This window comes from Streptomyces sp. NBC_00162 (assembly GCF_024611995.1).
Lineage (GTDB): Bacteria > Actinomycetota > Actinomycetes > Streptomycetales > Streptomycetaceae > Streptomyces.
On sequence record NZ_CP102509.1, the window covers coordinates 3,891,161 to 3,916,663 of the forward strand.

The window sequence follows — 25,503 nt, forward strand, 5'->3', positions numbered from 1 at the left end:
TGAGCGAGCCCCCCGTCAGGCCCGTCAGACCTCTTCGACGCTGCTCGGCTCGCGCCGGGACAGGTCGATACCGAGCTCCTCCGCCGCGCGGAAGACGTCCTCGTCGGTGTCGCGCATCTCGATGGACATGCCGTCCGAGGACAGCACCTCCACGTTGAGGCAGAGCGACTGCATTTCCTTGATGAGCACCTTGAAGGACTCGGGAATGCCCGGCTCGGGGATGTTCTCGCCCTTGACGATGGCCTCGTAGACCTTCACGCGGCCGGTGACGTCGTCGGACTTGATGGTCAGCAGCTCCTGGAGGGCGTAAGCGGCGCCATAAGCCTCGAGCGCCCACACCTCCATCTCACCGAAGCGCTGGCCACCGAACTGCGCCTTACCACCCAGCGGCTGCTGCGTGATCATCGAGTACGGACCGGTCGACCGAGCGTGGAGCTTGTCGTCGACCAGGTGGTGGAGCTTGAGGATGTACATGTACCCGATCGAAACCGGGTCCGGGAACGGCTCGCCGGAGCGGCCGTCGAACAGACGCGCCTTGCCGGACGGGAGGACCAGGCGGTCACCGTCGCGGTTCGGGATGGTGTGCTCGAACAGGCCCGCGAGCTCGTCCTCACGCGCACCGTCGAACACCGGGGTGGCGACGTTGGTACCCGGCGCGACCTTGTCGGCGCCGATGACCTTCAGCCGCTCGGCCCATTCCTCGCCGAGCCCGGAGACGTCCCAGCCGCGGCTGGCGAGCCAGCCGAGGTGGATCTCCAGGACCTGTCCCGGGTTCATTCGGGACGGGACACCCAGCGGGTTCAGGATGATGTCGACCGGCGTGCCGTCCTCAAGGAAGGGCATGTCCTCGATCGGAAGGATCTTGGAGATGACACCCTTGTTGCCGTGGCGGCCGGCGAGCTTGTCACCGTCGGTGATCTTGCGCTTCTGGGCGACGTAGACGCGGACCAGCTGGTTCACGCCCGGAGGAAGCTCGTCGCCCTCCTCGCGGTCGAAGACGCGGACACCGATGACCTTGCCGATCTCACCGTGAGGAACCTTGAGCGAGGTGTCACGCACCTCGCGGGCCTTCTCACCGAAGATCGCGCGGAGCAGACGCTCCTCCGGGGTCAGCTCGGTCTCACCCTTGGGCGTGACCTTGCCGACCAGGATGTCGCCGGCGACGACGTCCGCACCGATGCGGATGATGCCGCGCTCGTCGAGGTCGGCGAGGACCTCCTCGGAGACGTTCGGGATGTCCCGGGTGATCTCCTCGGGGCCCAGCTTGGTGTCACGGGCGTCGACCTCGTGCTCCTCGATGTGGATCGAGGAGAGGACGTCGTCCTGTACGAGGCGCTGCGACAGGATGATCGCGTCCTCGTAGTTGTGACCTTCCCACGGCATGAACGCGACGAGCAGGTTCTTGCCGAGGGCCATTTCGCCCTCTTCGGTGGCCGGGCCGTCGGCGAGGACCTGGTCCTCGACGATCCGGTCACCCTCGTTGACGATGACCTTCTGGTTGACCGAGGTGCCCTGGTTCGAGCGGGAGAACTTGGAGACGCGGTACGTGGTGTACGTGCCGTCGTCGTTGGCGACGGTGATGTAGTCGGCCGAGACCTCCTGGACGACACCGTCCTTCTCCGCACGGATCGAGTCACCGGCGTCGACCGCACAGCGGTACTCCATGCCGGTGCCGACGAGCGGGGCCTCCGCCTTGATGAGCGGAACGGCCTGGCGCATCATGTTCGCGCCCATGAGGGCACGGTTGGCGTCGTCGTGCTCGAGGAAGGGGATCATCGCGGTCGCGACGGACACCATCTGGCGCGGGGAGACGTCCATGTAGTCGACGTCGTCGCCGGCGATGTAGTCGATCTCGCCGCCACGACGGCGAACCAGGACGCGGTTCTCCGTGAAGCGCATCTCGTCGTTCAGGCGCGCGTTGGCCTGGGCGATGACGAAGCGGTCTTCCTCGTCGGCCGTGAGGTAGTCGACCTCGTCGGTGACGACACCCTCGATGACCTTGCGGTACGGGGTCTCGATGAAGCCGAACGGGTTGATCCGGCCGTAGGAGGCCAGCGAGCCGATCAGACCGATGTTCGGGCCTTCAGGGGTCTCGATGGGGCACATGCGGCCGTAGTGCGACGGGTGAACGTCACGGACCTCGAAGCCGGCCCGCTCACGGGACAGACCACCCGGGCCGAGGGCGTTGAGACGACGCTTGTGCGTCAGACCCGACAGCGGGTTGTTCTGGTCCATGAACTGCGACAGCTGGCTGGTGCCGAAGAACTCCTTGATGGAGGCGACGACCGGCCGGATGTTGATCAGGGTCTGCGGCGTGATCGCCTCGACGTCCTGGGTCGTCATGCGCTCGCGCACGACGCGCTCCATACGGGCGAGACCCGTACGGACCTGGTTCTGGATCAGCTCACCGACGTTACGGATACGGCGGTTGCCGAAGTGGTCGATGTCGTCGGTCTCGACGACGATCTCCCGGCCCGACTCGCCGACCGTCTCGGTCTCGCCCGCGTGCAGCTTGACCAGGTACTTGATCGTCGCGATGACGTCGTCGGTGGTGAGCACACCGGCGTCGAGCGGCTCGTCGGCGCCGAGCTTCTTGTTCACCTTGTAGCGGCCGACCTTGGCGAGGTCGTAGCGCTTCGGGTTGAAGTAGAGGTTCTCGAGCAGCGTCTGAGCAGCCTCGCGGGTCGGCGGTTCGCCCGGACGCAGCTTGCGGTAGATGTCGAGCAGCGCGTCGTCCTGACCCTGGGTGTGGTCCTTCTCCAGGGTGGCGCGCATGGACTCGTACTGGCCGAACTCCTCGAGGATCTGCTCGGTGGTCCAGCCGAGAGCCTTCAGGAGGACGGTGACGGACTGCTTGCGCTTGCGGTCGATGCGGACACCGACCATGTCGCGCTTGTCGATCTCCATCTCCAGCCAGGCACCCCGGGACGGGATGATCTTGGCGGAGAAGATGTCCTTGTCGGACGTCTTGTCGATGGAGGAGTCGAAGTAGACACCAGGGGAGCGGACAAGCTGCGACACGACGACACGCTCGGTGCCGTTGATGACGAAGGTGCCCTTGTTGGTCATGAGCGGGAAGTCGCCCATGAAGACCGTCTGAGACTTGATCTCTCCGGTCTCGTTGTTCGTGAACTCGGCCGTGACGAACAGCGGAGCCGCGTACGTGAAGTCGCGCTCCTTGCACTCGTCGACAGAGTTCTTCGCCGGCTCGAAACGGTGGTCGCGGAAGGTCAGCGACATCGACCCGGAGAAGTCCTCGATCGGCGAGATCTCCTCGAAGATCTCTTCCAGACCGGACTTGGTGGGGACGTCCTGTCCACTCTCAAGCGCCGACTCGACGCGAGACTTCCAGGCGGCATTGCCGAGCAGCCAGTCAAAGCTCTCGGTCTGCAGCGCCAGGAGGTTCGGAACCTCGAGGGGCTCCTTGATCTTTGCAAAGGAGATGCGCAGCGGGGCGGTGCTGGCACCGTTGTTCGTATTGGTCGAGGCGTTGCGCGAGGCGGCCAAGAGGGGGTCCTTCCGAGGGCTCGGACTCACTACGCGCGTACCGGTCCCAGCCGACACAGAAGACGGACCCTCCCGATCTGATCCAAAAGACCAGGTCAGGGCGTATCAATCAAGTGTGCTCAAGCGTGGGCATGCCCCTGGCGACGGGCAGGGGGCAGCTAACAGGCAGCGCAAAGGGTCAGTGTAGCCACTTGGCTCACTGATGTCCAGACCAGGTTTCCGGAAACCGGCAACAGGCCTTCCCCACGTCTCTTCAAAACAACAACACTCGGTCCAACGTCGTCGCGTCCCTCGCACACAGAGCGCGTATCAGTACTGCCCTCTTCGTAGCCGATCCATGCCTCGGTTCTCGGATCGAGCTGGTTCGAGCTGGTTCGAGCTGGCGACGGGACTGAGAATTGCGCGCCGAGTCCCGTTCGTCAAGGCCCCCTGCTCCGTGCGGATCATCTTCGGACCCAGCTGCGGGGCAACGAAGATCACCCTACTCCCCAACGAGACCAGGGCAAGTCAGGCACTGCGGGTACGCCAAAGGGCGACCACCCTTACGGGTGATCGCCCTTGGTTGGGGCCCTAGAGGGCCCCAGAGGTGTTACTTGACCTCGACGGCCGCACCGGCGCCCTTGAGGGACTCGGCAGCCTTCTCGGCGGCCTCCTTGGTGACCTTCTCGAGGACGGGCTTCGGGGCGCCGTCCACGAGGTCCTTGGCCTCCTTGAGGCCCAGGGAGGTCAGCTCGCGCACGACCTTGATGACCTGGATCTTCTTGTCGCCGGCACCGGTGAGGATGACGTCGAACTCGTCCTGCTCCTCAGCGGCCTCGGGGGCGGCAGCGCCACCGACCGGGGCAGCGGCGACGGCCGCGGCGGCGGTGACGTCGAACTTGTCCTCGAACGCCTTCACGAACTCAGAGAGCTCGATGAGGGTCATCTCCTCGAACTGGGCGAGGAGGTCGTCCTGAGAGAGCTTCGCCATGATGGGCGATCCTTCCACTAATTCGGCAGGTGCCGGATGTATATAGAGGCGGGCGTAACGGCCCGCTACGACCCACGCACTAGGCGGCGTGGATCAGTGCGCGAGCCGAATTACTCGGCACCGCCCTGCTCGGCGAGCTTGACGCGAAGCGCTTCCGCGGTGCGGACGAACTTCGACGGCAGCGCCTGGAAGAGCGAGGCAGCCTGAGACTGCTTGCCCTTGAACGCGCCGGCCAGCTTGCTGAGCAGAACCTCGCGGGACTCGAGGTCCGCAAGCTTCTTGATCTCATCGGCGGTGAGCGCCTTACCATCAAGGACACCCGCCTTGATGATGAGGTTGGGGTTCTCCTTGGCGAAGTCACGCAGGCTCTTCGCCGACTCCACCGGGTCACCGGTGATGAAGGCGACCGCGGTCGGACCAGCGAAGTGCTCGTCCAGCGCGGTGATCCCGGCCTGGTTGGCCGCAATCTTGGTCAGCGTGTTCTTCACCACGGCGTACTGGGCGTTCTCACCGAGCGAACGACGCAGCGTCTTGAGCTGCGCGACGGTGAGACCCCGGTACTCGGTCAGCACGGCGGCGTTCGAGCTCTGGAACTGGTCCGTGAGCTCGGCTACCGCGGCAGCCTTGTCGGGCCTTGCCATAGAGCGTCGGCCTCCTTCCGGGTGATGAGGACCGCTCAGAAGGGGCTGAACAAAACGAAACGCCCCGGCGCAAGCGCACGGGGCGTAAGCTCTACCGAATCACTCCGGGAGCTTCTCCACGAACACCTGCGCAGGACGTCCGCACTCAGCGGATCCTTCGGCCACCGAACCCTTGCGGGCACGGCAACGACCAGCGGTCTTTGGCTTCTCGGGAAGAGTACGTGAAGGGGTCCAGTCGAGGCAAATCGCCTCAGGAGCCACTGCCGCCGAGACCGCCCAGCCCGGCGTCCCTCAGCGTCTGGTCGGCCTCCTTCAGCTTCTGGTCGGTCTCCTTGAGCTTTTCGTCGACGCCCTTCATCACGTCGTCGAAGTCGACGACCTGGTCGGCGGGCGGTGCGGTGACCGGGGTGGCCGTGCCGAAGGCGGAGAACTTCGCCGTGGTCTTGGACGTGCCCTTACCGTCCGTGCTCACGGAGTCGACGCGTACGGGGTAGCCGTCCTTGCCGATCCAGAGGTCCACCTCGAAGGCCGTGATGTGCTTCACGGAATCGTGCAGGTACTGGCGGTTCTTCTCCTCCATGACCTTGGTGGACTCGTCCGCCGCCAGCAGGTCCGCGTTGGTGAAGCTGCCCTTGTAGTGCTGGGCGTCGACGCCGTCGGTCTGCTCGGCCCCGACGAGCGTGAGCTTGGTCTGGCCCAGCAGCATCGCGAGGTACTCGGCCGGGTCCTCGTTCAGCCGGATGCCCGGCTTCCCGTCCTTGGCCAGGTTCATCTTCATCCAGGTCTTGCCCTCGAGGGGCTTGTCCATCTGGGTGTAGACGATGTCGCCGATCATGACCGAGCGGGAGTCGGGCTCCTCGCCCTTCAGCGTCACGTCGTGGCTGGACGGGTACCAGCCCTTCGTGCCGGACTGGCCGCTCGTCTTGCCGTCGCTCCCGACGGTGGAGAGTTCGGCCTTGGCGAACTTGGCCGCCACCGTCTTCAGGTACGACGCCTTCACGGCGTCCACGGGCGTCTGCGCCTTGGCTTCCGCGGCCTTGGCCCCGTCCGCCTTGCCCTTGTCACCCGCGCCGGCCTTGTCGCCCCCGCAGGCCGTGAGACCGCCCACGAGCAGCGCGGCCCCCGCCATCGCGATGCCGGCCCGGGTCCGGACAGCCTTGTTCATCTGGTTCTCCCCCATGAATGATCTTTGTGTTGCCAAAACGGTTACTGCCGAATGCGCGCGGGACGGTCAGGCGCCGGCGCCGGCCTTGCCCAGTTCCTGGAGCATCGCGAAGAGGTCGAGGGTCTCGTTCTCCGGCGGGGTCTGCACGGTGGCCGCCGAGCCGTAGTCCGAGTAGTAGGCGTCCATGTTCATGGTCCCCTGGGGCATGCCCATGCCGACCTTCATGTGGACCGGGTAGCCGTCCTTGTTGACCCAGACGTCCATGTCGTAGCCCTTGATGCCGGCCGTCTTCATGGCGTCGACGAGCTTCTTGCGCTCGGCCTCGGTCAATGCCTTGGAGGACTCGTTCGCCGCGAGCATCTCGTCGAAGCTCAGGGTGCCCTTGTAGTGCTCGGTGTCCGTGCCCTCGACCTTCTCGGCCCCGAGGTGCTTCACGTTCGGCGAGGTGAGCAGCAGCGCGAGCTGCTTGGCCGGGTCCTGGCTCTGCTCCACGCCGCCCATGCCGCCGAGCTTCTTCAGCGCCTCGGCGTCCCCCGAGGCCGTCGCCGCGGCATTGAGGTCGATCTTCATCCAGCGCTTGCCCTCCATGCCCGCGGACATGGCGGAGCCGCCCGGGATCTCCATGAACATGACGTTGTTCGTCATGATCATGCGTATGGAGTCGACGCTGCCACCCGGGGTGAGCGCGCCCTTCGTGGTGACGTCCATGACGGTCGGGTCCCAGCCCTGGATGCCCGTCATCTCCACGGTGCCGCCGGCGCCGAGCGACGCGGGCATCGTCATCGTCATGCGGAACTTGGCCGACTTCGCCGCCGACGTCTTCTTGTAGGCCGCGGTGAGCGCCTCGGTGGCCGAACCGCCGGCCACCGGCGCGGTCGGCTCCGCGGAGGCACTGGCGGCGGCCTTGCCGGTGGATTCCTTGGTGCCGTTCTCGCAGGCGGTGGCGCCTCCCACGAGCAGTACGGCGGCCAGCGCGGCGCCGACGGTCTTCTTCCGGTACACGGACATGGAGGTCCCCACCCCTTGAGTGATCGCTGATTCAGGCCGACCTTACGTTCCGCCGCCGGGGTGTGGCGCGTCCTTATGGGGCGCATCGAGGGATATGTGACCCCAAACACGGAAAACGGGCCCCTCGCCACCCCGGTGAAGGGGGGCGAGGGGCCCGTTCAGCCACTCAGTGAGCCGTCAGGCTCAGACAGCAGCCGGGTCTTCCTCGACGAGGAGGTTCCGGGTGCGGTTCTGGTCCAGCAGGATGCCGGGACCCATCGTGGTGCTCAGGGCGGCCTTCTTGATGTAGCGGCCCTTCGCGGCGGACGGCTTCAGACGAAGGATCTCGTCCAGGGCCGCGCCGTAGTTCTCGACCAGCTGCTCATCGGAGAAGGAGACCTTGCCGATGATGAAGTGCAGGTTCGAGTGCTTGTCGACGCGGAACTCGATCTTGCCACCCTTGATCTCGGTGACAGCCTTGGCGACGTCCATCGTGACGGTGCCGGTCTTCGGGTTCGGCATGAGGCCACGGGGACCGAGCACGCGGCCGAGGCGGCCGACCTTGCCCATGAGGTCCGGGGTGGCCACAACGGCGTCGAACTCGTTCAGGCGGTTGCCCTTGGCGATCTCGTTGATCAGCTCGTCATCGCCGACGATGTCGGCGCCGGCGGCTTCCGCGGCCGCAGCACGGTCACCGGTCGCGAAGACCAGGACCCGGGCGGTCTTGCCGGTGCCGTGCGGGAGGTTCACGGTGCCACGGACCATCTGGTCGGCCTTGCGCGGGTCGACACCCAGGCGGAAGGCGACCTCGACGGTGCTGTCGAACTTGGTCGCGGAGGTCTCCTTGGCGAGACGGACGGCCTCGAGCGGGGCGTACAGCTTCTCCCGGTCGACCTTGGCGTCCGCAGCGCGGAGAGTCTTGCTGCGCTTCACTTCTGCTCCTGTATTTCGGCTTCAGGCATGGAGTCGTGGTGCGGACCAGCGCTTGGCCCTACCACTGGTGGTACTGGGGTGGCTGGATCAGCCTTCGACCGTGACGCCCATCGAGCGCGCGGTGCCGGCGATGATCTTCATCGCGGCATCGACGTCGTTGGCGTTCAGGTCGGGCATCTTCAGCTCGGCGATCTCGCGGACCTGGGCGCCGGTGAGCTTGGCGACCTTGGTCTTGTGCGGCTCGCCGGAGCCCTTCTCGATGCCCGCGGCCTTGAGGATCAGGCGCGCGGCCGGCGGAGTCTTGGTGATGAAGGTGAAGGAGCGGTCGTCGTAGACCGTGATCTCCACCGGCACGACCATGCCACGCTGCGACTCGGTCGCGGCGTTGTAGGCCTTGCAGAACTCCATGATGTTGACGCCGTGCTGACCGAGCGCGGGGCCGACCGGCGGAGCCGGGTTGGCCGCGCCGGCCTTGATCTGGAGCTTGATAAGCCCCGTGACCTTCTTCTTCTTGGGAGGCATTGCTCTCTCCGGGTCCTAGTGAGAGTTTTTCGCCGCCGATCCGGTCATCCGGATGGAGGCATACCGCACCACAATAACGGGTATCGGAGCGGGGCTAAAAACCGAGCAGGTCAGACCGCCCTTTGCGGGGCGATCTGACCTGTCCGGAAGCTGTCGTTCAGAAGATCAGTTCTTCTGGATCTGGTCGAAGCTGAGCTCGACCGGGGTCTCGCGGCCGAAGATCTCGACGAGGCCCTTGACCTTCTTCGAGTCCGGGTTGATCTCGTTGATCGTCGCCTGGAGCGTGGCGAACGGACCGTCGGTGACGGTGACCGAGTCGCCGACCTCGAAGTCGAGCACCTCGATCGTGCGCTTGACGGCGGGCGCCGGCAGGCCGGCCTCTTCCGCGGCGGCCTTGGCGGCCTTCTCCTGCGCCTCCGGGGCGAGCATCTTGACGATCTCGTCCAGGGTCAGCGGGTACGGGTCGTACGCGTTGCCGACGAAGCCGGTGACGCCAGGCGTGTTGCGGACGACGCCCCAGGACTCGTTCGTCAGATCCATGCGGACGAGAACGTAACCGGGCAGCTTGTTCTGCCGGACGTTCTTGCGCTCGCCGTTCTTGATCTGGACGATCTCTTCCTCGGGCACCTCGGCCTGGTAGATGAACTCCTCGACGTTCAGCGAGACGGCGCGCTGCTCCAGGTTGGCCTTCACGCGCTTCTCGTAGCCGGCGTAGGTGTGGATCACGTACCACTCGCCGGGCAGGAGGCGCAGCTCGTCGCGCAGGGCCTGGACGGGGTCGACCGGCTCGGCCTCGGCGGCCTCTTCGTCGGCGGCCTCTTCGTCGGCGGTCTCGACCTCGGCCTCGGCGGCCTCAACGTCGTCGGCAGCCGCCTCGACCTCGGCGTCGTCCTCGATCTCGGCGTCACCAGCGCTCTCGTCCTCGACGTGCAGCGCGGCCTCTTCGGCGGCGACTCCCGCCTTGGCGTCGGCGTGCTCGGCCTCATCGGGGTCCACGGCGTCTGCAGCCTCGACGATGTCGAGCTGGTCCTCGACGGACTCGACGGAGTCGTGGCTCGCGTTCAGGTTCGGGTCAGACACGGTGGCTGCTTCTTCCTGGATACAAAAGGTGGTGGAACATGCGAAAACGGGCGGCACCCATCAAGGCGCCGCCCTCCGCGGGGATCAGCCGAAGACGAACTTGATGGCTTCCTGGAACCCATAGTCAATCACGGTCACCAGACCGATCATGATGACCACGAAGACAATCACCACGGTGGTGTACGTCGTGAGCTGGTTGCGAGTGGGCCATACAACCTTGCGGAGTTCCGCGACGATCTGACGGTAGAACAGCGCGAGCCGGCCCAGAGGACCCTTCTTGCCGCGCTTACCGCCCTTGCGGGCCTTCTTCTCGCGAGTCTCGTCCTCGGCGTCAGGCATGTCGATGGAGCCCAGGGCGTCCGTCACGTCTCTCACCTGAATCCGGGTCGTGGCCGTACCGCGCCCGGTTGCGCCGCACGGCGTTGCATCGAAGTACGTACCTGCGCACACACATCCGAGAAGGAGTGTGGAGCAGGGCCGGAGGGACTCGAACCCCCAACCGCTGGTTTTGGAGACCAGTGCTCTACCAATTGAGCTACGACCCTTTGCGTCCCCCAACCTACCGCATCCGGGCGAGTGCACGGAGTGCTCACGCTCTGGGGCGTTTGGCGAGGGCCAACGACAGGTGAGTGTACGTGAACCGCGCCCTGACGTCGAACAGAACCCGACGCGGCATCCCGTGGTCCGGTAACTGAAACGTTGTGCGGCAGCTCTTTGCCGTCTGGGACGATTGCTCGCATGACCTCTGCAACGCCTTCTTCCGAGCGCCGGGTGTCCGCCCGTATCGGCGCCATTTCCGAGTCCGCCACCCTCGCCGTGGACGCCAAGGCCAAGGCCCTCAAGGCCGCCGGGCGCCCGGTCATCGGTTTCGGCGCGGGCGAGCCCGACTTCCCGACCCCGGACTACATCGTCGAGGCCGCTGTCGAGGCCTGCCGCAACCCCAAGTACCACCGCTACACGCCGGCCGGCGGTCTGCCCGAGCTCAAGGCCGCCATCGCCGCCAAGACCCTGCGCGACTCCGGCTACGAGGTCGACCCGGCGCAGGTGCTGGTGACCAACGGCGGCAAGCAGGCGATCTACAACGCCTTCGCCGCGATCCTGGACCCGGGCGACGAGGTCATCGTCCCGGCTCCGTACTGGACCACCTACCCGGAGTCCATCCGTCTCGCCGGCGGTGTCCCGGTCGAGGTCGTCGCCGACGAGACCACCGGCTACCAGGTCTCCGTCGAGCAGCTGGAGGCCGCGCGCACCGAGCGCACCAAGGTCGTCCTCTTCGTCTCCCCGTCCAACCCGACGGGCGCCGTCTACAGCGAGGCCGACGCCGAGGCGATCGGCCGCTGGGCCGCCGAGAAGGGCCTGTGGGTCCTGACCGACGAGATCTACGAGCACCTGGTCTACGGCGACGCGAAGTTCGTCTCGCTCCCGGCGATCGTCCCCGAGCTCGCCGACAAGTGCATCGTCGTCAACGGCGTCGCGAAGACGTACGCGATGACCGGCTGGCGGGTGGGCTGGATCATCGGCCCCAAGGACGTGGTCAAGGCCGCGACCAACCTGCAGTCGCACGCCACCTCCAACGTCTCCAACGTGGCCCAGGTCGCGGCGCTGGCCGCCGTCTCCGGCAACCTGGACGCGGTCCACGAGATGCGCACCGCCTTCGACCGCCGCCGCCAGACGATCGTGCGGATGCTGAACGAGATCGACGGCGTCGTCTGCCCGACCCCCGAGGGCGCGTTCTACGTGTACCCCTCGGTCAAGGCGCTCCTCGGCAAGGAGATCCGCGGCAAGCGCCCGCAGACCTCCGTCGAGCTCGCCGCCCTGATCCTGGACGAGGTCGAGGTCGCGGTCGTCCCCGGCGAGGCCTTCGGCACCCCGGGCTACCTGCGACTGTCCTACGCCCTGGGCGACGAGGACCTGGTCGAGGGCGTCTCCCGCGTCCAGAAGCTGCTGGCCGAAGCCAAGGCCTAAGGCCAACCCGAGCGGCGCCACCCCGAGCCGGGGTGGCGCCGCTCGGGCGTTCGAGCAAGCCCCCGATCGGTAAAACCCCCTCCCGCCCGGCGCAGCGGTACGGCAGGATCACCCAATGGAGCACGCACGCGATCTCACGCTTCTGCCGAAAGCCCACCTCCACCTGCACTTCACCGGGTCGATGCGACCATCGACCCTCCTGGAGCTCGCCGACAAGTACGGCGTGCGCCTCCCGGACGCGCTCACCGCCGGGGAGCCACCCAAGCTGCGCGCCACCGACGAGCGCGGCTGGTTCCGCTTCCAGCGGCTCTACGACGCCGCCCGCTCCTGTCTGCGCGAGCCCGACGACATCCGCCGCCTGGTCCGCGAGGCCGCGGAGGAGGACGTGCGCGACGGCAGTGGCTGGCTGGAGATCCAGGTCGATCCCACCTCGTACGCGCCGCTGCTCGGCGGGATGATCCCGGCCGTCGAGATCATCCTCGACGCCGTGGACACCGCGTCCCGCGAGACCGGCCTCGGGATGCGCGTCCTGATCGCCGCCAACCGCATGAAGCACCCCCTCGACGCCCGGACCCTGGCCCGCCTCGCCGTCCGCTACGCCGACCGCGGCATCGTCGGCTTCGGCCTGTCCAACGACGAGCGCCGCGGCATGGCCCGCGACTTCGACCGGGCCTTCGCCATCGCCCGCGAGGGCGGCCTCCTCGCGGCCCCGCACGGCGGCGAGCTCACCGGCCCGTCCTCGGTCCGCGACTGCCTCGACGATCTGCACGCCTCCCGCATCGGGCACGGCGTACGGGCCGCCGAGGACCCCCGGCTGCTGAAGCGGCTCGCCGACCGGCAGATCACCTGCGAGGTCTGCCCGGCCTCCAACGTCGCCCTAGGGGTCTACGAGCGGCCCGAGGACGTCCCGCTGCGCACCCTCTTCGAGGCCGGGGTGCCGATGGCGCTCGGTGCGGACGACCCGCTGCTGTTCGGATCCCGGCTCGCCGCCCAGTACGAGATCGCCCGCCGCCACCACGGCTTCACCGACGCGGAGCTCGCCGAGCTGGCCCGCCAGTCGGTGCGCGGTTCGGCCGCGCCGGCCGACGTACAGGAGAAGCTGCTCGCCGGGATCGACCACTGGCTCACCGGGTAAGCCGCAGGTCCCCCTCGTAGCAGTCGGCCCGCACCCGGTGCCCGTTCTGGAAGCCGATCTCCAGGTGCGTGCGGCCCTGTTCGGGCAGGGCGAACTCGGCGACCGAGGCGACCGTCTCGCCGAGGTGCCGCAGGAAGGGGTGGTCGCCGAGGTCCTCGCCGACCTCGATGCGGCCCCACTCCCCCATGTCGTACGGCTCGTGCGGCGCGGCGGACTCGACGATGAGGCACTGGTCGGACCCGGTGGTGATCCGGATGGAGTCTCCGACGCTGTCGATCAGCCAGACGTCGAGGGGAGCCTCGGAGCGCTCACCGTCGCTGATGTGCCAGGACGCGACGACTCTGCTGAGCGTGCGGCCCACGAGGCGGGTGGGGTCCGTACCGGCCCCGTGGAGGGGACAGAGCATGGGCGGCCGGGACTCCTCAGATGCTGACGCCGACCGTCACCGGTTCGTTGACCAGGGTGACGCCGAAGGCCGCGTGGACGCCCGCGACGACCTCGCGGGCCAGGGCGAGGAGGTCCTCGGTGGTCGCCTCGCCGCGGTTGGTGAGGGCCAGCGTGTGCTTGGTGGAGATGCGCGCGGGGCCGGTGCCGTAGCCCTTGGTGAAACCGGCCTTGTCGATCAGCCAGGCCGCGCTGGTCTTCGTACGGCCGTCGCCCGCGGGGTAGGCGGGCGGGGCGGTGTCGGGGCCGAGGCGGTCCTGGGCGCGGGCGAGGAAGGCGGCGTAGGCCTCGTCGGTCAGGATCGGGTTGTGGAAGAAGGAGCCGGCCGACCAGGTGTCGTGGTCGGCGGGGTCGAGGACCATGCCCTTGCCGGCGCGCAGGCGCAGCACGGTCTCGCGGGCGGTGGCGGCGGGGACCCGGTCGCCGGCCTCGACACCGAGGGCGCGGGCGGTCTCGGGGTACTTGATCGGCGCGGACAGCCCGCCGGCGTCCTCCAGGGCGAAGCGCACGCGCAGGACGACGTACCGCTCGGGCTGGTGCTTGAAGAGGCTGTTGCGGTACGTGAACGCGCACTCGGCGGCGGTCAGCGTGACCGTCTCGCGGCGGGTGCGGTCGTAGGCGACGACCTCGGTGATGGTGTCGCAGACCTCCTGGCCGTACGCACCGACGTTCTGGATCGGGGTGGCGCCCGCGGAGCCGGGGATTCCGGCGAGGCACTCGATTCCGGCGAGGCCCGCCTCGACGGTGCGGGCGACGGCGTCGCTCCAGTTCTCGCCCGCGGCGAGCTCCAGGGTCGTACCGGTCAGGGTGAAGCCGGTGGTCGCGATGCGCAGGGCTGTGCCGTCGAAACCCTGGTCGCCGATGACCAGGTTGCTGCCGCCGCCGATGATCAGGAGCGGGGTTCCGCGCTCGTCCGCGGCACGGACGGCCGCGACCACCTCGGCGTCGGTGGTCGCGGTGACCAGACGGGCGGCGGGACCACCGAGACGGAAGGTGGTCAGCGGGGCGAGGGGGGCGTCGTGGAGTTCCTGCACGTGGACAAGAGTACGGTCCGTGCCCCTCGCGTCCCGGCGGGGCCACGGACCGTGACTCAGTAGGCGGTCCGCTGCTCGGCCAGACGGCGCTCCGCCTCGGCCCAGCCGATGGGGAGCTCGCAGGCCCGTACGGTCCAGAAGGTGAAGGCGGACTCCTTCATGAAGGCGGCGGCCGCCCGGGAGCTGGAGCGGTGCGGCTCGCTGCGGGCGAACCGGTAGAGCGCGTCGCGGTCCTCCCAGGCCGAGAGGGTGAGGAAGGTCCGGCTGAAGACGCGGGCCCGCAGGGCGACGCCGTGCGCGCCGGGGGCCTTGCGGATCTGGCCGATGATGCCGGGGGCCTTGAGGAAGAACCGGACGGCTCCGGCGAGGGTGGCGGTCTCGAAGCGGGAGGCCATGACGTAGACCTCGGCGTCGGGGGCTGCCTGGGTGGGGGTCGACCAGGGGATGTCGGGCATGGCGGGCACTCCTTGGCTCTTGAGGTGGGTGTGGGCGGGGTCAGCGGGCCGCGGGGACCTTCTGCGGCTCCCGTGTCATGACCTCGTCGGCGACGGGAACCCGGGAGGGCTTCGGCCGGCTCGGGAGCAGCAGGGCGAGCGCGGCGGCCAGGGCGACCGCGCCGGCGCCGATCCACAGGGCGGGGACGGTGCCGTCGGTGAAGGCCTGCGGGGACTCGTAGCCGCCCTGGGCGGAGAAGACCGAGGCCAGTACGGCGACACCGAGGGCGCCGCCGACCTCGCGCAGGGCGTTGTTGGTGCCGGAGGCCTTGCCCTGGTCGGCGGGGGCCACCGTGGACATCAGCACGTTGGCGGCGGGGGCGAAGTAGAGGGCCATGCCGATCCCGCTGAGGATCAGCGGCGGCAGCTGGGCCGCGTACGAGACGTCCGTGGTCAGGATCGCCGCGAACCAGCCGAGGCCGAGGGCCTGGAACGCCAGCCCGGCGGCGACGACGGGCCGGCCGCCGATGCGGTCGGAGAGGATGCCCGCGAGGGGGGCGATGAGCATGGGCATGCCGGTCCAGGGGAGCATGCGCAGGCCGGCCTCGGTGGGCGAGTAGCCGGCGACGCCCTGGAGGTACTGGCTGAGCAGGAAGATCGAGCCGAACATGCCCAGGAACATCAGCAGGCTGGCCAGGTTGATCCCCAGGAAGCCCCGGTCGCGGAAGAGCCGCATGGGGAGCATCGGGTTCGCGCTGCGGAAGCCGTGGCGGACGAAGCCGCCGACGAGCGCGGTTCCGGCGATCAGGCCGGTGAGCACGGGGGCGCTGGTCCAGCCCTCGGAGTTGGCGTTGACCAGGGCGTAGACGATGCCGAACAGGCCGCCGCTGATGAGCAGGGTGCCCGGGATGTCGAGGCGGGACCCGGGGGCGGTGGACTCGGCGAGCCGCAGCCGGGCGAGCGGGATCAGGGCCAGGCCTATCGGAACGTTCAGCCAGAAGATCCACTGCCAGGAGATGTGCTCGGTCAGGCTGCCGCCGATGAGGGGGCCGCTGGCGACGGCGAGGCCGGTGACGGCTCCGTAGATGCCGAGGGCCATGCCGCGGCGGGCGGCCGGGACCGCGGCGGTGAGGAGGGTCAGGGTGAGCGGCATCATGATCGCGGCGCCGACGCCCTGGACCGCACGGGCGGCGATGAGCGCGTCGATGCCGGGCGAGAGGGCGGCCGCGGCGGAGGCGCCGGTGAAGATCGCGAGGCCGGCGACGAACAGCCGGCGGCGCCCGAAGCGGTCCCCGAGGGCCGCGCCGAACATGAGGAGGACGGCGAAGGTGAGCGTGTACGCGTTCACCGTCCACTCCAGGTCCTCCAGCCGGCCGCCGAGGTCTTCGCGGATGGCGGGCAGGGCGGTGGTGACGACGAGGTTGTCCAGGGCGGCCATGAAGCTGGCGACGCCGGTCAGGACGAGGGCCCAGATGGCGGACCCGCGGAGCTTGGTGTCCGCAACGTGGGTGTTCACGATTTCCCCCTGAGGGTTGTTAGTTATTGCTGACTAACTTTCGTGGGCATGAGTGACCCGCCGGACAGGCGGCGCGCCCTCACGCCTCCAGACGGCCCTTGGCGCGGGCCGAGGGGTACAGCCCCTCCCAGACGCGGTGCTCGGGCGGGAAGCCCATGGCGGCGAGGGTGTTGATCAGCATCCCGTACGCCATGAAGGTCGTGGTCTCGTTCACGTCCCCGCCGAACGGCACGTTGACCGTGTCCCAGAGCTCCATCCAGCCCTTGCGGACGAGCTCGCCGAGCTCGTGATCCCCGGCCGCCTCGGCGGCGGCGACGGTGACGTACATCTGGAGCTGCATCTGGAGCTTGTCGGGATCCTCGGCGATGAGCCGGGTGTAGGCGTTCGCCATGGCGTGCGTGGCATCTTCACCCTGCAGCCCCTCGGCGGCGACGGCGAAGACCTCGCGGGTGTCCCGCAGACAGCGCTCGGCGGCGGCGAGGAAGATGGCGAGCTTGTTCGGGAAGAGCCGGAAGAGGTACGGCTGCGAGACACCCACCCGCTTGGCGATCGCCTCGGTGGAGGTCCCGTAGTAACCACCGCGGGCGAACTCATGCATCGCCGCCCGAATGACGCTCTCGCGCCGCTCCTCTGCACTCATCCTTGGCATGAGTCCTAAGTTAGTACTCAATCACTAACTAGGCAAGGGGGTGGGCGGGGACGGGGACGGGGACGGGGGATCAGGGAGGTGGGGCGGTGGCTTCGGGGGTCGGGGTCTCAGCGGGGCGGGATCAGGGAGGGTTTGGGGGTTTCCCGTCAGTCCCACTGTCTCCCCGGGTCGGGCCGGTCCCTCAAGAGCGCTCCTTCGTCGCGTCGCTTCGCGATGTCGCTGCGCTCCACTCTTGACCGACCGTCCCGCCCCGGAAAGACAGGACTGTCGGGAAGCCCCCAAAAGAACGGTCCACCGGTTCCATGGACGGGCAGGAGCCATCAGGGACCGGCTCCCTGGCTGCCCTGGGCGGGCATGCGCCCGGGCCCGTAGGGAGCGGATGGCGGGGTCGGTGGGCGCATCAGATCGCTACACACTTCTCGCCCATGGCGTCCGGCGCCCGTCTGGGGCTGGACATAAGCCGCCCACGGTCGGTACACGCGTCTCGATCACGCGACTGCGGGTCGTTTGTCCGTATTTGGCGGCGAGTTGAGAGCCAATCGATCACTTCCCGGAGTGAGAGACTCAAAAGTCCGGCACCACACTCCGTCAGAGCACTTTCCGTGCCCGCGACCGCCCGCAGACGCCTACCGAGGGGGTCAACTGACGGTCTGGGGCAGTTTGTGTCCAGACCATGACGGTCTGATCGCCGCCAGAGCACCTCAGGCGGGCAGCGACCAGTGGGCGGCCTATTCCCAGCCCCAGACAGCCCACAGCCGCCAGACAATGAGCAAGTGCGTAGCGATCTGACGCGCCCACCGACCCCGGATTCCCTCCCGATCGGCCCGGGCGCATGCCCGCCCACGGCAGCCAAGCATTCGGTCCCTGATGTCCCCCGGTCTGAATCGTGAACCGGTGGACCCTTCTTTTGGGGGCTTCCCGACAGTCCTGTCTTTCCGGGGCGGGACGGTCTGTCAAGGGTGGCCGAAGGCCATCGCGAAGCGACGCGACGACGAAGGAGGAGCGCCCTTTACAGACCGGCCCGACCCGGGGAGACAGTGGGACTGACGGGAAACCCCCAAACCCTCCCCGATCCCGAGCAACCGGAACCCCGACCCCCGAAGCCCCCGGGTACACCCCTGATCCCGCCCGAGCGGCTAGCGCCCCCGAAGCCCCCCCAGCAGGGCGCTCCCGCTCCCTCAGGCCAGCTCCACCACCGCGCGGGACATGCCCAGCACCTTCTGGCCCGCGCTCATCGCCGTCAGGTCGACCCGGACGCGGTTGTTCTCCAGCTTGGCCGCGACCTTGGCCGTGACCTCGATCAGGCCGCCCTGGTCGTCGTTCGGGACCACCACCGGCTTGGTGAAGCGCACGCCGTACTCGACCACCGCGCCCGGGTCGCCAGCCCAGTCGGTGACCACGCGGATCGCCTCGGCCATGGTGAACATGCCGTGCGCGATCACGTCCGGCAGTCCGACCTCCTTGGCGAACTTCTCGTTCCAGTGGATCGGGTTGAAGTCGCCCGAGGCGCCGGCGTAACGGACCAGCGTGGCACGCGTCACGGGGAAGGACGCCGCCGGCAGCTCGGTGCCGACCTCGACGTCCGCGTACTGGATCTGCGCTGCCATGTCAGGCCTCCTCGGGGGCGCGGGAGACGAGCTTCGTCCACGCCGTCACCACGTGCTCGCCGGTCTCGTCGTGGACCTCGCCGCGGATGTCGATGATGTCGTTGCCCGCGAGGGACTTCACGGCCTCGATGGTCGAGGTCACGGAGAGCCGGTCACCGGCCCGCACGGGACGCGAGTACGCGAACTTCTGGTCGCCGTGCACGACGCGGCTGTAGTCCAGCCCCAGCTGCGGGTCCTCGACGACCTGGCCCGCCGCCGCGAAAGTGATCGCAAACACGAAAGTCGGCGGAGCGATCACATCGGGGTAGCCGTACCCCTTGGCGGCTTCGGGGTCGGTGTACACGGGATTGGCGTCACCCACGGCAACCGCGAATTCGCGGATCTTCTCCCGGCCGACCTCGTACGGATCGGTGGGGGGGTAACTCCGCCCCACGAAGGACTGGTCGAGAGCCATGACTCACTACCTCCTGATGAAGGGACACGAAAGACAGAAAGACAGGTGCGGCGAGAGGCGCCCGCCCGCGAACGCGCGCGGGGCGGAAACGACACAAGGCCGCCCCCCAAAGAAGGGGACGACCTCATGACGGTGCCTGTTATACGAGACTTCGCTGGGGTCAGCGGGTCTCGCGGTGCGCGGTGTGCGAGTTGCAACGCGGGCAGTGCTTCTTCATCTCAAGACGGTCCGGGTCGTTACGCCGGTTCTTCTTGGTGATGTAGTTCCGCTCCTTGCACTCCACGCAGGCCAGCGTGATCTTCGGGCGGACGTCGGTGGCAGCCACGTGAGTGCTCCTTGACGGACTATGGGACGGATGAACGCATAAAAGAGTAGCCGATCGGGAGACCGACCCCGCAATCGGCTACTGTGTGTAGCGGCGACCGGACTTGAACCGGTGACACAGCGATTATGAGCCGCTTGCTCTACCGACTGAGCTACGCCGCTTTGATGTGATCGACTCCCCACCCGAGGGTGGGGAACCTCTCTCACCAGAGCCCCAATGCGGAATCGAACCGCAGACCTTCTCCTTACCATGGAGACGCTCTACCGACTGAGCTATTGGGGCGAGCGATGAAGACATTACACGGTTGCCCGCCGATCGCCCAAATCCTTTGCGGGGACCGGGCTCCGAGGGGGTTGGGCCGCCTTTCTTGATCAGCTCACCGAGGGCTCACAAGCCACTTTGGGCACGCAATGTGTGCGGGCTCACACACCATCACGCTCGTACGGAGGCCGCTTGGGGCCGGTTGACCCCGACGGGGCGCGCGCCCGTGCGCTGCGGCGCACGGGCACCACACCGGTACGACTATTGCGCTCTTCCCCGAAGCGGGGTGCGCCGCGCCCTAGGCTCTGAGCACGCTGCGTGATCTTGGGCCGCGGGCCGCGGCCACGGCCCAGGACCGCCCGAGCCACCGCAGGAGCGCGATGTCCGACAGCCAGCCGCAGGAGCCGTTCCACTCCCCGCGCAGCGGCCGCGGCGAGGGCGGAGGACACGGACCCGCACACGGCCCCTCCCAGAGCCCCGCCCAGAGCCCCTCCCGCAGCCGCGGCCACCTCCCCGATCCCGATCACGGCCAACAGCACGGCCATTCCCTCGGCCACGGCCACGCGGCCGCCGCCGAGGCCACCACCCTGCTGCTCGCCGGCGCGCGTCTGACCGACGGCCGGACCGTCGACGTCCGCCTCAGCGGCGGCCGGATCCAGGCCGTCGGCACCGCCGGCAGCCTCCCGGCCCCCGCTCTGTCCCGGGTGGACCTCGGCGGGTACCTGCTGCTGCCCGCCCCCGCCGAGCCCCACGCCCACGGGGACACCGCCCTGACCGCCGACGGCGAGGGGCCCGTCTCGTACACCCCCGACGAGGTCCAGCGCCGGGCCACCGAGGCCGCCCTGCTCCAGCTCGGCCACGGTGCCACCGCCGTACGCTCACACGTCCGGATCGGCGACGTGCACGGCCTCGGCCCCATGGAGGCCGTGCTCCAGGCCCGCCGTTCCCTGCGCGGGCTCACCGACCTGACCACCGTGGCCGTGCCCCGGCTGCTGACCGGGGTGGCCGGCGCGGACGGGCTCGCGATGCTGCGGGACGCGGTCAAGATGGGCGCGTCCGTGATCGGCGGCTGCCCCGACCTGGACCCCGACCCGACGGGCTTCCTCGAAGCCGTCCTGGAACTCGCCGACGAGCACGGCTGTCCGGTGGACCTGCACACGGACGGTGACGACCCCGGCCGCCTGGCCCGGCTCGCCGCGATGGCCGGCGGGCTTCGCCCCGGGGTGAGCATCGGCCCCTGCGGCGGCCTCTCCCGGCTCCCGCTGGACGTGGCGGCCCGCGCCGCCGATCAGCTGGCCGCGGCCGGGGTGCGCGTGACCTGCCTCCCCCAGGGCGACTGCGCGGCCCTGGAACGCCGCGGCCTGCGCACCGCCCCCGTACGCCTGCTGCGTGCCGCCGGAGTGCGGGTCACGGCCGGCAGCGGGGCCCTGCGGGACGCCGGGAACCCGGTCGGCCGCGGCGACCCCCTCGAGGCCGCGTACCTGCTGGCCTCCCAGGGCGGGCTGCGGCCGGGCGAGGCCTACGAGTCGATCAGCTCCGCCGCCCGGGAGGCCATGGGCCTGCCGGAGGTCCGGGTGGAGGCCGGTTTCCCGGCTGAGCTGCTCGCCGTACGCGGAGACCGGATCGCGAGCGTGCTGTCCCTCGCGTACAGCAGGATCGTGATCCACCGCGGGCGGGTGGTAGCCCGTACGAGTGCCGTACGGGAGTACTGCGACTCGGCCGTCGCCGTGGCCCTGGACCTGCCCCGGCAGGGCCGTACGGCGCCCGGACCCTGAAGGTTCGCCGGGCGTTCGCGGGCGTAGCCGCCCGGCTCGTCGTACGGTCGGGTCATGCGCATCGTCATCGCGGGTGGACACGGTCAGATCGCGCTGCGGCTGGAGCGACTGCTCGCCGCGCGCGGGTACGAGGTCGCGGGGATCATCCGCGACCCGGCACAGGGCGACGACCTCAGGGAGGCCGGCACCGAACCGGTGCTGTGCGATCTGGAGTCGGCCTCGGTGGAGCACGTGGCGGGCATCCTGCATGGCGCGGACGTGGCGGTGTTCGCCGCCGGCGCGGGTCCGGGCAGCGGGGTCGGGCGCAAGGACACCGTGGACCGGGGCGCGGCGGTGCTGTTCGCCGACGCGGCCGAACGGGCCCGTGTACGGCGTTTCCTGATGGTCTCTTCGATGGGCGCGGACGCACACCACGAGGGCGACGAGGTCTTCGACGCCTATCTCCGGGCGAAGGGCGAGGCCGACGAGCACGTGCAGACCCGCCTGGGCCTCGAGTGGACGGTCCTGCGGCCCGGCTCGCTGGTCGACGACGCGGGGACGGGCCTGGTCCGCCTGGAGGTACGGACGGGCCGCGGGTCCGTCCCGCGCGACGACGTGGCGGCGGTGCTCGCCGAACTGGTCGAGACGCCGGCGACGGCGGGCCTGACCCTGGAGCTGGTCTCCGGTTCGACGCCGGTCGAGGTTGCGGTCAAGGACGTTGCGGGCAACTGACGCTGAGCGGGCGTCGGCCCGCCCGCGCCAGCCCGCCAGCCGGCCCGCCCGCCCGCCCGCCCGCTCAGAATTCGGCGGTCAGCTTGTCGTCGGACCGTCCGACCGAGTCCTGCTGGTACTGGTCCTCGTACGCCTGGCGGATCCGTTCGATGCGCCCGCTGCGCTCGCCGGCCTCCTTCTCGGGGTACAGCAGCACCACTTCGTACGAGGTCTCGCGGACGACCTTGCCGTCCTGCCCCCGCCACTGGCCGTACCCGTCGTGGACCGTCAGCCCCTCGGGGAAGGCGGGGGTGATCTCGCGGTCCAGGAACCGCATGAACTCCCGCTCCCCGACCGGGCTGCCGCCGTCGGAGCGGTCGGTGCCGAAGTACAGCCGGGTCTCCTGGTAGGGCTGCCCCACGTCCGTGTGGAGCGCTGCCCCGACCAGGGCCGGAATCCCGGCGCCGAGCAGGGCGATGAGCACCCCACCGCCTACTTTCCCCCGCATGTCAGTTGTCCATTTCACTCAAGGTGAACGAACAGGAGACCCCGACGATGCGGTCGATGACCGGCCTGGACGTCGAACGGGCGGCAGCCGAAGCGGTATCGGCCCTCGGCCCGCACAGTGGCATGGACTGGGGGGTGCCGGCCGGTTCCCTCGATTGGTCCTGCTGGACGACGGCGGCCCACATCGCGCACGACCTGACGGCGTACGCCGCACAGGTGGCCTCCCGCGCGCCGTCGGACTACCTGCCGCTGGACCTGCGGGTACGCCCGGGCACTCCCCCGGCCGAGGTGCTGACGGTGGTGTCGGCGAGCGCCCGCCTGCTCAGCGCGGCGATCACGGCGGCCGACCCGGCGGACCGGGCCTGGCACTGGGGGCCCTGCGATCCGGGGGGCTTCGCGGCGATGGGGGTGGCGGAGCTGCTGCTCCACACGTACGACATCGCCCAGGGGCTGGCCCTGCCGTGGCTGCCGCCGCCCGACCTCGCCGCGCCGGTGCTGGCCCGCCTGTTCCCCGACTCCCCGCAGGGTCCGCCCACGGAGGCGCTGCTCTGGTCCGCGGGCCGCCTGGCCCTCCCCGGCCGCCCCCGCCGCACCTCCTGGTCCTGGCAGGCGGCCCTCACGGAGACCCCACCCGCCGACGCCACCTAGGAAGTAGGGACCCGCAGGCGGCGCACGGCTTGGACGGTCAGCCACAAGGTGATCACACCCAACACTGCGGGCAGCAGGAACCACCAGGTGAAACCGGTCAGCACCAGGGTGGCCACGGCAGCTGCGGAGGCCAGGGTGAGGGTGCCGAAGGTCGCGACGTTCCATGAGGCCGCGTCGCGGGCGAGAGCGAGCCGCCGGTCCACGATGCGCGCGGCCTCGTCGTGCCAGTCGGCCCTCGCTTCCAGCATCTGTGCGAGGCGTCTGCGCTGGGCTGCGCGCTCGATCTCCTCCGGATCTTCCGAGGACGGGCGCACGGTGGAGCCCTCCGTCTGCTCCATGTGCTCCTGGCGTCCTCGCCGGAAGAAACGCAGCCGCCGGAACACTCCGAACCCGCTCATCAAGGACCGTCCAGCACGAGGGAAGCGGCCAGCACATGGCCCAGCGTAGCCATCAGATCCCGGTGCGGCCTGGTGAAGTCCTCGTACTCGGGTGCATCCACCGTCAGCACGCCGAAGAGCACGTCTCTGGACCGCACCGGAGCGACGATGACCGCCTTGTAGCCCGCCCCCGCCACATCGAGCTTGATGTCGTCACCATCCGCCTCGTTCTCGCGCCAGAACGGCCCGCCGGCCTGGAGTATCGCGAGCATCTTCGCGCCGCACGCGTCGCTCTGCCAGGGGATCTGAGACTTGATCTCCGTGGTCCGGTCGCCGTGTGCGATGCCCTGGCGGCGGAAGACGTTGGCCACCGGATCCCAGGTGTAGAAGGCGCTGCGCGCCCGTGGGAGGTTGGCCGGTGCGGGCGTGGAGGGCGCGGTGAGACTGACGGCGCCGTCCAGCACCACCTGCAGAATCACTGCCCGGTGCGCTGCCTGAGTACCCGACACCGGTGGCGAGGTCTGCTGATTGGCCTTGGCGTACTCGGCCGCGAGGCCCCCGAGTTCCCGGGTCACGGGAAGCAGCGCCTGGTTGTACGTGACCGCCAGATCGGCCACCGCCTTCACCGCCAGCTCGCGGGTCTTGCGCCGGGCGGACTCGGCGCGATGGTTCTCGTACGCTGCCACGGCCACCACGGCGCACGCCACGATCGTGCCGAGCGCCGTCCAGCGCACCTTGTGCACGCCCTCGGCATCGTCCGCGAGGATCGACAGCACGAACACGCCACCACCGAGCAGCGCGGACAGCAGAAGCAGGCCGATCCGCTTCAACCGGTCGTTCCCGTCGGCCCCCACCCAGCGCCTCCCCCGAAGCCCTCCACAACCGGACCGAGCTTAGCCACGCGTCCCGAGCCGGGACCGCCCTTTGCCCAAGAACTGCGCCGCACGCACAAAGGACGAAGAAACCCCCCTGCCTGCGTTTCCGCAGATCAGAGGGGCTTCTTTCGCGTGGCGGCGCCAGGGTTCGAACCTGGGTAGGCTGAGCCGGCAGATTTACAGTCTGCTCCCTTTGGCCACTCGGGCACACCGCCAAGATTTGCTGCCATTTTTTCCGCCTTACGGCGGCGCTCCCTGGCAACGACGTAAACGATACCTGATGACCGGGGGTGCTTCGCCACCGGATTGATCAGCCCCGCGGGTGGGTGCGGTGGCTAGGCTTTGCCGCGCGGACCGGGGATGTCCGGCCGTGCCCTCAGGGGCGATCACTCCCGACTTCAAGGAGCCACAGCACATGGCCGACTCCAGTTTCGACATCGTCTCGAAGGTCGAGCGGCAGGAGGTCGACAACGCCCTCAACCAGGCCGCCAAGGAACTCTCGCAGCGCTACGACTTCAAGGGCACCGGCGCCACGATCGCCTGGTCCGGCGAGAAGATCCTGATGGAGGCGAACTCCGAGGAGCGCGTCAAGGCCGTCCTCGACGTCTTCGAGACCAAGCTGGTCAAGCGCGGGATCTCGCTCAAGGCGCTGGACGCCGGCGAGCCGCAGCTGTCCGGCAAGGAGTACAAGATCTTCGCCACGATCGAGGAGGGCATCTCCCAGGAGAACGCCAAGAAGGTCGCGAAGATCATCCGGGACGAGGGTCCCAAGGGCGTCAAGGCCCAGGTCCAGGGTGAGGAGCTGCGCGTCAGCTCCAAGAGCCGCGACGACCTCCAGGAGGTCCAGGCGCTGCTCAAGGGCAAGGACCTGGACTTCGCGATCCAGTTCGTGAACTACCGCTGATCCAGGTCCCAGACCTGCCCGCACGCCGGCCCGGCGGTCCTCACGGACCGCCGGGCCGCGGCGGTTGCGCGGAGGTGTGTGCGGGGCGTGAGCGGCGC

At 68.9% G+C, this 25,503-nt stretch carries 26 protein-coding genes and 4 tRNA genes; 6 read left to right on the forward strand and 24 right to left on the reverse strand.

All coding sequences use genetic code 11. The features are described 5' to 3' along the window. Positions 1-24: 24 nt before the first annotated feature. The 10 genes from rpoB to JIW86_RS18050 all read right to left on the reverse strand — a co-directional run bounded on the left by rpoB (position 25) and on the right by JIW86_RS18050 (position 10,350). Positions 25-3,507: a DNA-directed RNA polymerase subunit beta gene (rpoB, locus tag JIW86_RS18005; protein ID WP_257554823.1), complete on the reverse strand. Its 3,483-nt coding sequence runs from the start codon at positions 3,505-3,507 to the stop codon at positions 25-27. Between the two features lie 589 nt (positions 3,508-4,096). After that, the gene (gene rplL, locus JIW86_RS18010; RefSeq protein ID WP_215144028.1) at positions 4,097-4,477 is read right to left on the reverse strand and encodes a 50S ribosomal protein L7/L12; all 381 of its coding nucleotides are present in this window, start codon (positions 4,475-4,477) and stop codon (positions 4,097-4,099) included. Positions 4,478-4,587: 110 nt separating this feature from the next. Then, positions 4,588-5,118, reverse strand: a complete 531-nt coding sequence (gene rplJ, locus JIW86_RS18015) for a 50S ribosomal protein L10 (protein ID WP_215144029.1) — start codon at positions 5,116-5,118, stop codon at positions 4,588-4,590. Positions 5,119-5,368: 250 nt separating this feature from the next. Further along, positions 5,369-6,283, reverse strand: coding sequence for a hypothetical protein (locus JIW86_RS18020; protein WP_257554824.1), 915 nt, complete (start codon positions 6,281-6,283; stop codon positions 5,369-5,371). Positions 6,284-6,349: 66 nt separating this feature from the next. After that, positions 6,350-7,291 carry a hypothetical protein gene (locus JIW86_RS18025; protein ID WP_257554825.1) on the reverse strand — a complete coding sequence of 314 codons (942 nt, stop codon included), beginning with the start codon at positions 7,289-7,291 and terminating at the stop codon, positions 6,350-6,352. A gap of 183 nt (positions 7,292-7,474) precedes the next feature. Further along, positions 7,475-8,203 (reverse strand): 50S ribosomal protein L1, encoded by a 729-nt coding sequence (gene rplA / locus JIW86_RS18030; protein ID WP_215144035.1) that lies wholly within the window; start codon positions 8,201-8,203, stop codon positions 7,475-7,477. Between the two features lie 87 nt (positions 8,204-8,290). Continuing rightward, positions 8,291-8,725 (reverse strand): 50S ribosomal protein L11, encoded by a 435-nt coding sequence (rplK, locus tag JIW86_RS18035; protein WP_008739735.1) that lies wholly within the window; start codon positions 8,723-8,725, stop codon positions 8,291-8,293. 165 nt (positions 8,726-8,890) lie between these two features. Beyond that, entirely contained in the window at positions 8,891-9,805 is a 915-nt protein-coding gene (gene nusG / locus JIW86_RS18040; RefSeq protein ID WP_257554826.1) for a transcription termination/antitermination protein NusG, read from the reverse strand. Positions 9,806-9,889: 84 nt separating this feature from the next. Then, entirely contained in the window at positions 9,890-10,171 is a 282-nt protein-coding gene (gene secE / locus JIW86_RS18045) for a preprotein translocase subunit SecE (RefSeq protein ID WP_030825982.1), read from the reverse strand. A 106-nt stretch (positions 10,172-10,277) separates the two neighbouring features. Then, a tRNA-Trp gene (locus tag JIW86_RS18050) sits at positions 10,278-10,350 on the reverse strand. A 193-nt stretch (positions 10,351-10,543) separates the two neighbouring features. Here JIW86_RS18050 and JIW86_RS18055 point away from each other — a divergent pair. Then, positions 10,544-11,770 carry a pyridoxal phosphate-dependent aminotransferase gene (locus JIW86_RS18055; protein ID WP_257554827.1) on the forward strand — a complete coding sequence of 409 codons (1,227 nt, stop codon included), beginning with the start codon at positions 10,544-10,546 and terminating at the stop codon, positions 11,768-11,770. 115 nt (positions 11,771-11,885) lie between these two features. Further along, on the forward strand, positions 11,886-12,905 hold the full coding sequence (locus JIW86_RS18060) for an adenosine deaminase (protein ID WP_257554828.1): 1,020 nt from the start codon (positions 11,886-11,888) through the stop codon (positions 12,903-12,905). Here JIW86_RS18060 and JIW86_RS18065 read toward each other — a convergent pair. The 10 genes from JIW86_RS18065 to JIW86_RS18110 all read right to left on the reverse strand — a co-directional run bounded on the left by JIW86_RS18065 (position 12,895) and on the right by JIW86_RS18110 (position 19,650). Then, the gene (locus JIW86_RS18065; RefSeq protein WP_215144043.1) at positions 12,895-13,311 is read right to left on the reverse strand and encodes a hypothetical protein; all 417 of its coding nucleotides are present in this window, start codon (positions 13,309-13,311) and stop codon (positions 12,895-12,897) included. The genes JIW86_RS18060 and JIW86_RS18065 overlap by 11 nt on opposite strands. A gap of 16 nt (positions 13,312-13,327) precedes the next feature. Further along, a complete protein-coding gene (locus tag JIW86_RS18070) occupies positions 13,328-14,443 on the reverse strand; it encodes a UDP-N-acetylmuramate dehydrogenase (protein ID WP_251064630.1) in 1,116 nt (371 codons plus the stop codon). After that, positions 14,440-14,838, reverse strand: coding sequence for a DUF3291 domain-containing protein (locus JIW86_RS18075; protein ID WP_215144047.1), 399 nt, complete (start codon positions 14,836-14,838; stop codon positions 14,440-14,442). Before JIW86_RS18075 ends, JIW86_RS18070 begins: the two co-directional genes overlap by 4 nt. Before the next feature lie 40 nt (positions 14,839-14,878). Continuing rightward, entirely contained in the window at positions 14,879-16,333 is a 1,455-nt protein-coding gene (locus tag JIW86_RS18080) for an MFS transporter (protein ID WP_257554829.1), read from the reverse strand. A 79-nt stretch (positions 16,334-16,412) separates the two neighbouring features. Next, positions 16,413-16,982: a TetR/AcrR family transcriptional regulator gene (locus JIW86_RS18085; RefSeq protein WP_257554831.1), complete on the reverse strand. Its 570-nt coding sequence runs from the start codon at positions 16,980-16,982 to the stop codon at positions 16,413-16,415. Between the two features lie 1,178 nt (positions 16,983-18,160). After that, positions 18,161-18,589, reverse strand: a complete 429-nt coding sequence (locus JIW86_RS18090) for a MaoC family dehydratase (protein WP_215144053.1) — start codon at positions 18,587-18,589, stop codon at positions 18,161-18,163. A gap of 1 nt (position 18,590) precedes the next feature. Next, positions 18,591-19,043 (reverse strand): MaoC family dehydratase N-terminal domain-containing protein, encoded by a 453-nt coding sequence (locus JIW86_RS18095; RefSeq protein ID WP_215144055.1) that lies wholly within the window; start codon positions 19,041-19,043, stop codon positions 18,591-18,593. A 160-nt stretch (positions 19,044-19,203) separates the two neighbouring features. Continuing rightward, positions 19,204-19,368 carry a 50S ribosomal protein L33 gene (gene rpmG, locus JIW86_RS18100; RefSeq protein WP_006604855.1) on the reverse strand — a complete coding sequence of 55 codons (165 nt, stop codon included), beginning with the start codon at positions 19,366-19,368 and terminating at the stop codon, positions 19,204-19,206. 88 nt (positions 19,369-19,456) lie between these two features. After that, positions 19,457-19,529: transfer RNA gene (locus JIW86_RS18105), tRNA-Met, on the reverse strand. 48 nt (positions 19,530-19,577) lie between these two features. Further along, positions 19,578-19,650 (reverse strand) — tRNA-Thr (locus JIW86_RS18110). Between the two features lie 359 nt (positions 19,651-20,009). Here JIW86_RS18110 and JIW86_RS18115 point away from each other — a divergent pair. Both JIW86_RS18115 and JIW86_RS18120 read left to right on the forward strand, forming a co-directional pair. Beyond that, positions 20,010-21,404 carry an amidohydrolase family protein gene (locus JIW86_RS18115; protein WP_257554832.1) on the forward strand — a complete coding sequence of 465 codons (1,395 nt, stop codon included), beginning with the start codon at positions 20,010-20,012 and terminating at the stop codon, positions 21,402-21,404. A 54-nt stretch (positions 21,405-21,458) separates the two neighbouring features. Continuing rightward, on the forward strand, positions 21,459-22,115 hold the full coding sequence (locus JIW86_RS18120; protein ID WP_257554833.1) for an SDR family oxidoreductase: 657 nt from the start codon (positions 21,459-21,461) through the stop codon (positions 22,113-22,115). Between the two features lie 64 nt (positions 22,116-22,179). On the opposite strand, the gene JIW86_RS18125 is transcribed toward JIW86_RS18120, so the two are convergent. Further along, on the reverse strand, positions 22,180-22,602 hold the full coding sequence (locus JIW86_RS18125) for a DUF3574 domain-containing protein (RefSeq protein WP_215144058.1): 423 nt from the start codon (positions 22,600-22,602) through the stop codon (positions 22,180-22,182). Between the two features lie 23 nt (positions 22,603-22,625). Between JIW86_RS18125 and JIW86_RS18130 the strand changes: the two genes are divergently transcribed. Continuing rightward, the gene (locus tag JIW86_RS18130; protein ID WP_322975531.1) at positions 22,626-23,249 is read left to right on the forward strand and encodes a maleylpyruvate isomerase N-terminal domain-containing protein; all 624 of its coding nucleotides are present in this window, start codon (positions 22,626-22,628) and stop codon (positions 23,247-23,249) included. On the opposite strand, the gene JIW86_RS18135 is transcribed toward JIW86_RS18130, so the two are convergent. The 3 genes from JIW86_RS18135 to JIW86_RS18145 form a co-directional block, all read right to left on the reverse strand. Beyond that, positions 23,246-23,587, reverse strand: a complete 342-nt coding sequence (locus JIW86_RS18135; protein ID WP_257554834.1) for a hypothetical protein — start codon at positions 23,585-23,587, stop codon at positions 23,246-23,248. The genes JIW86_RS18130 and JIW86_RS18135 overlap by 4 nt on opposite strands. A gap of 59 nt (positions 23,588-23,646) precedes the next feature. Continuing rightward, positions 23,647-24,480 carry a GAF domain-containing protein gene (locus tag JIW86_RS18140; RefSeq protein WP_215144060.1) on the reverse strand — a complete coding sequence of 278 codons (834 nt, stop codon included), beginning with the start codon at positions 24,478-24,480 and terminating at the stop codon, positions 23,647-23,649. Between the two features lie 154 nt (positions 24,481-24,634). Continuing rightward, positions 24,635-24,716: transfer RNA gene (locus JIW86_RS18145), tRNA-Tyr, on the reverse strand. 200 nt (positions 24,717-24,916) lie between these two features. Here JIW86_RS18145 and JIW86_RS18150 point away from each other — a divergent pair. Then, entirely contained in the window at positions 24,917-25,405 is a 489-nt protein-coding gene (locus JIW86_RS18150) for a YajQ family cyclic di-GMP-binding protein (protein ID WP_030009008.1), read from the forward strand. Positions 25,406-25,503 lie beyond the last annotated feature (98 nt).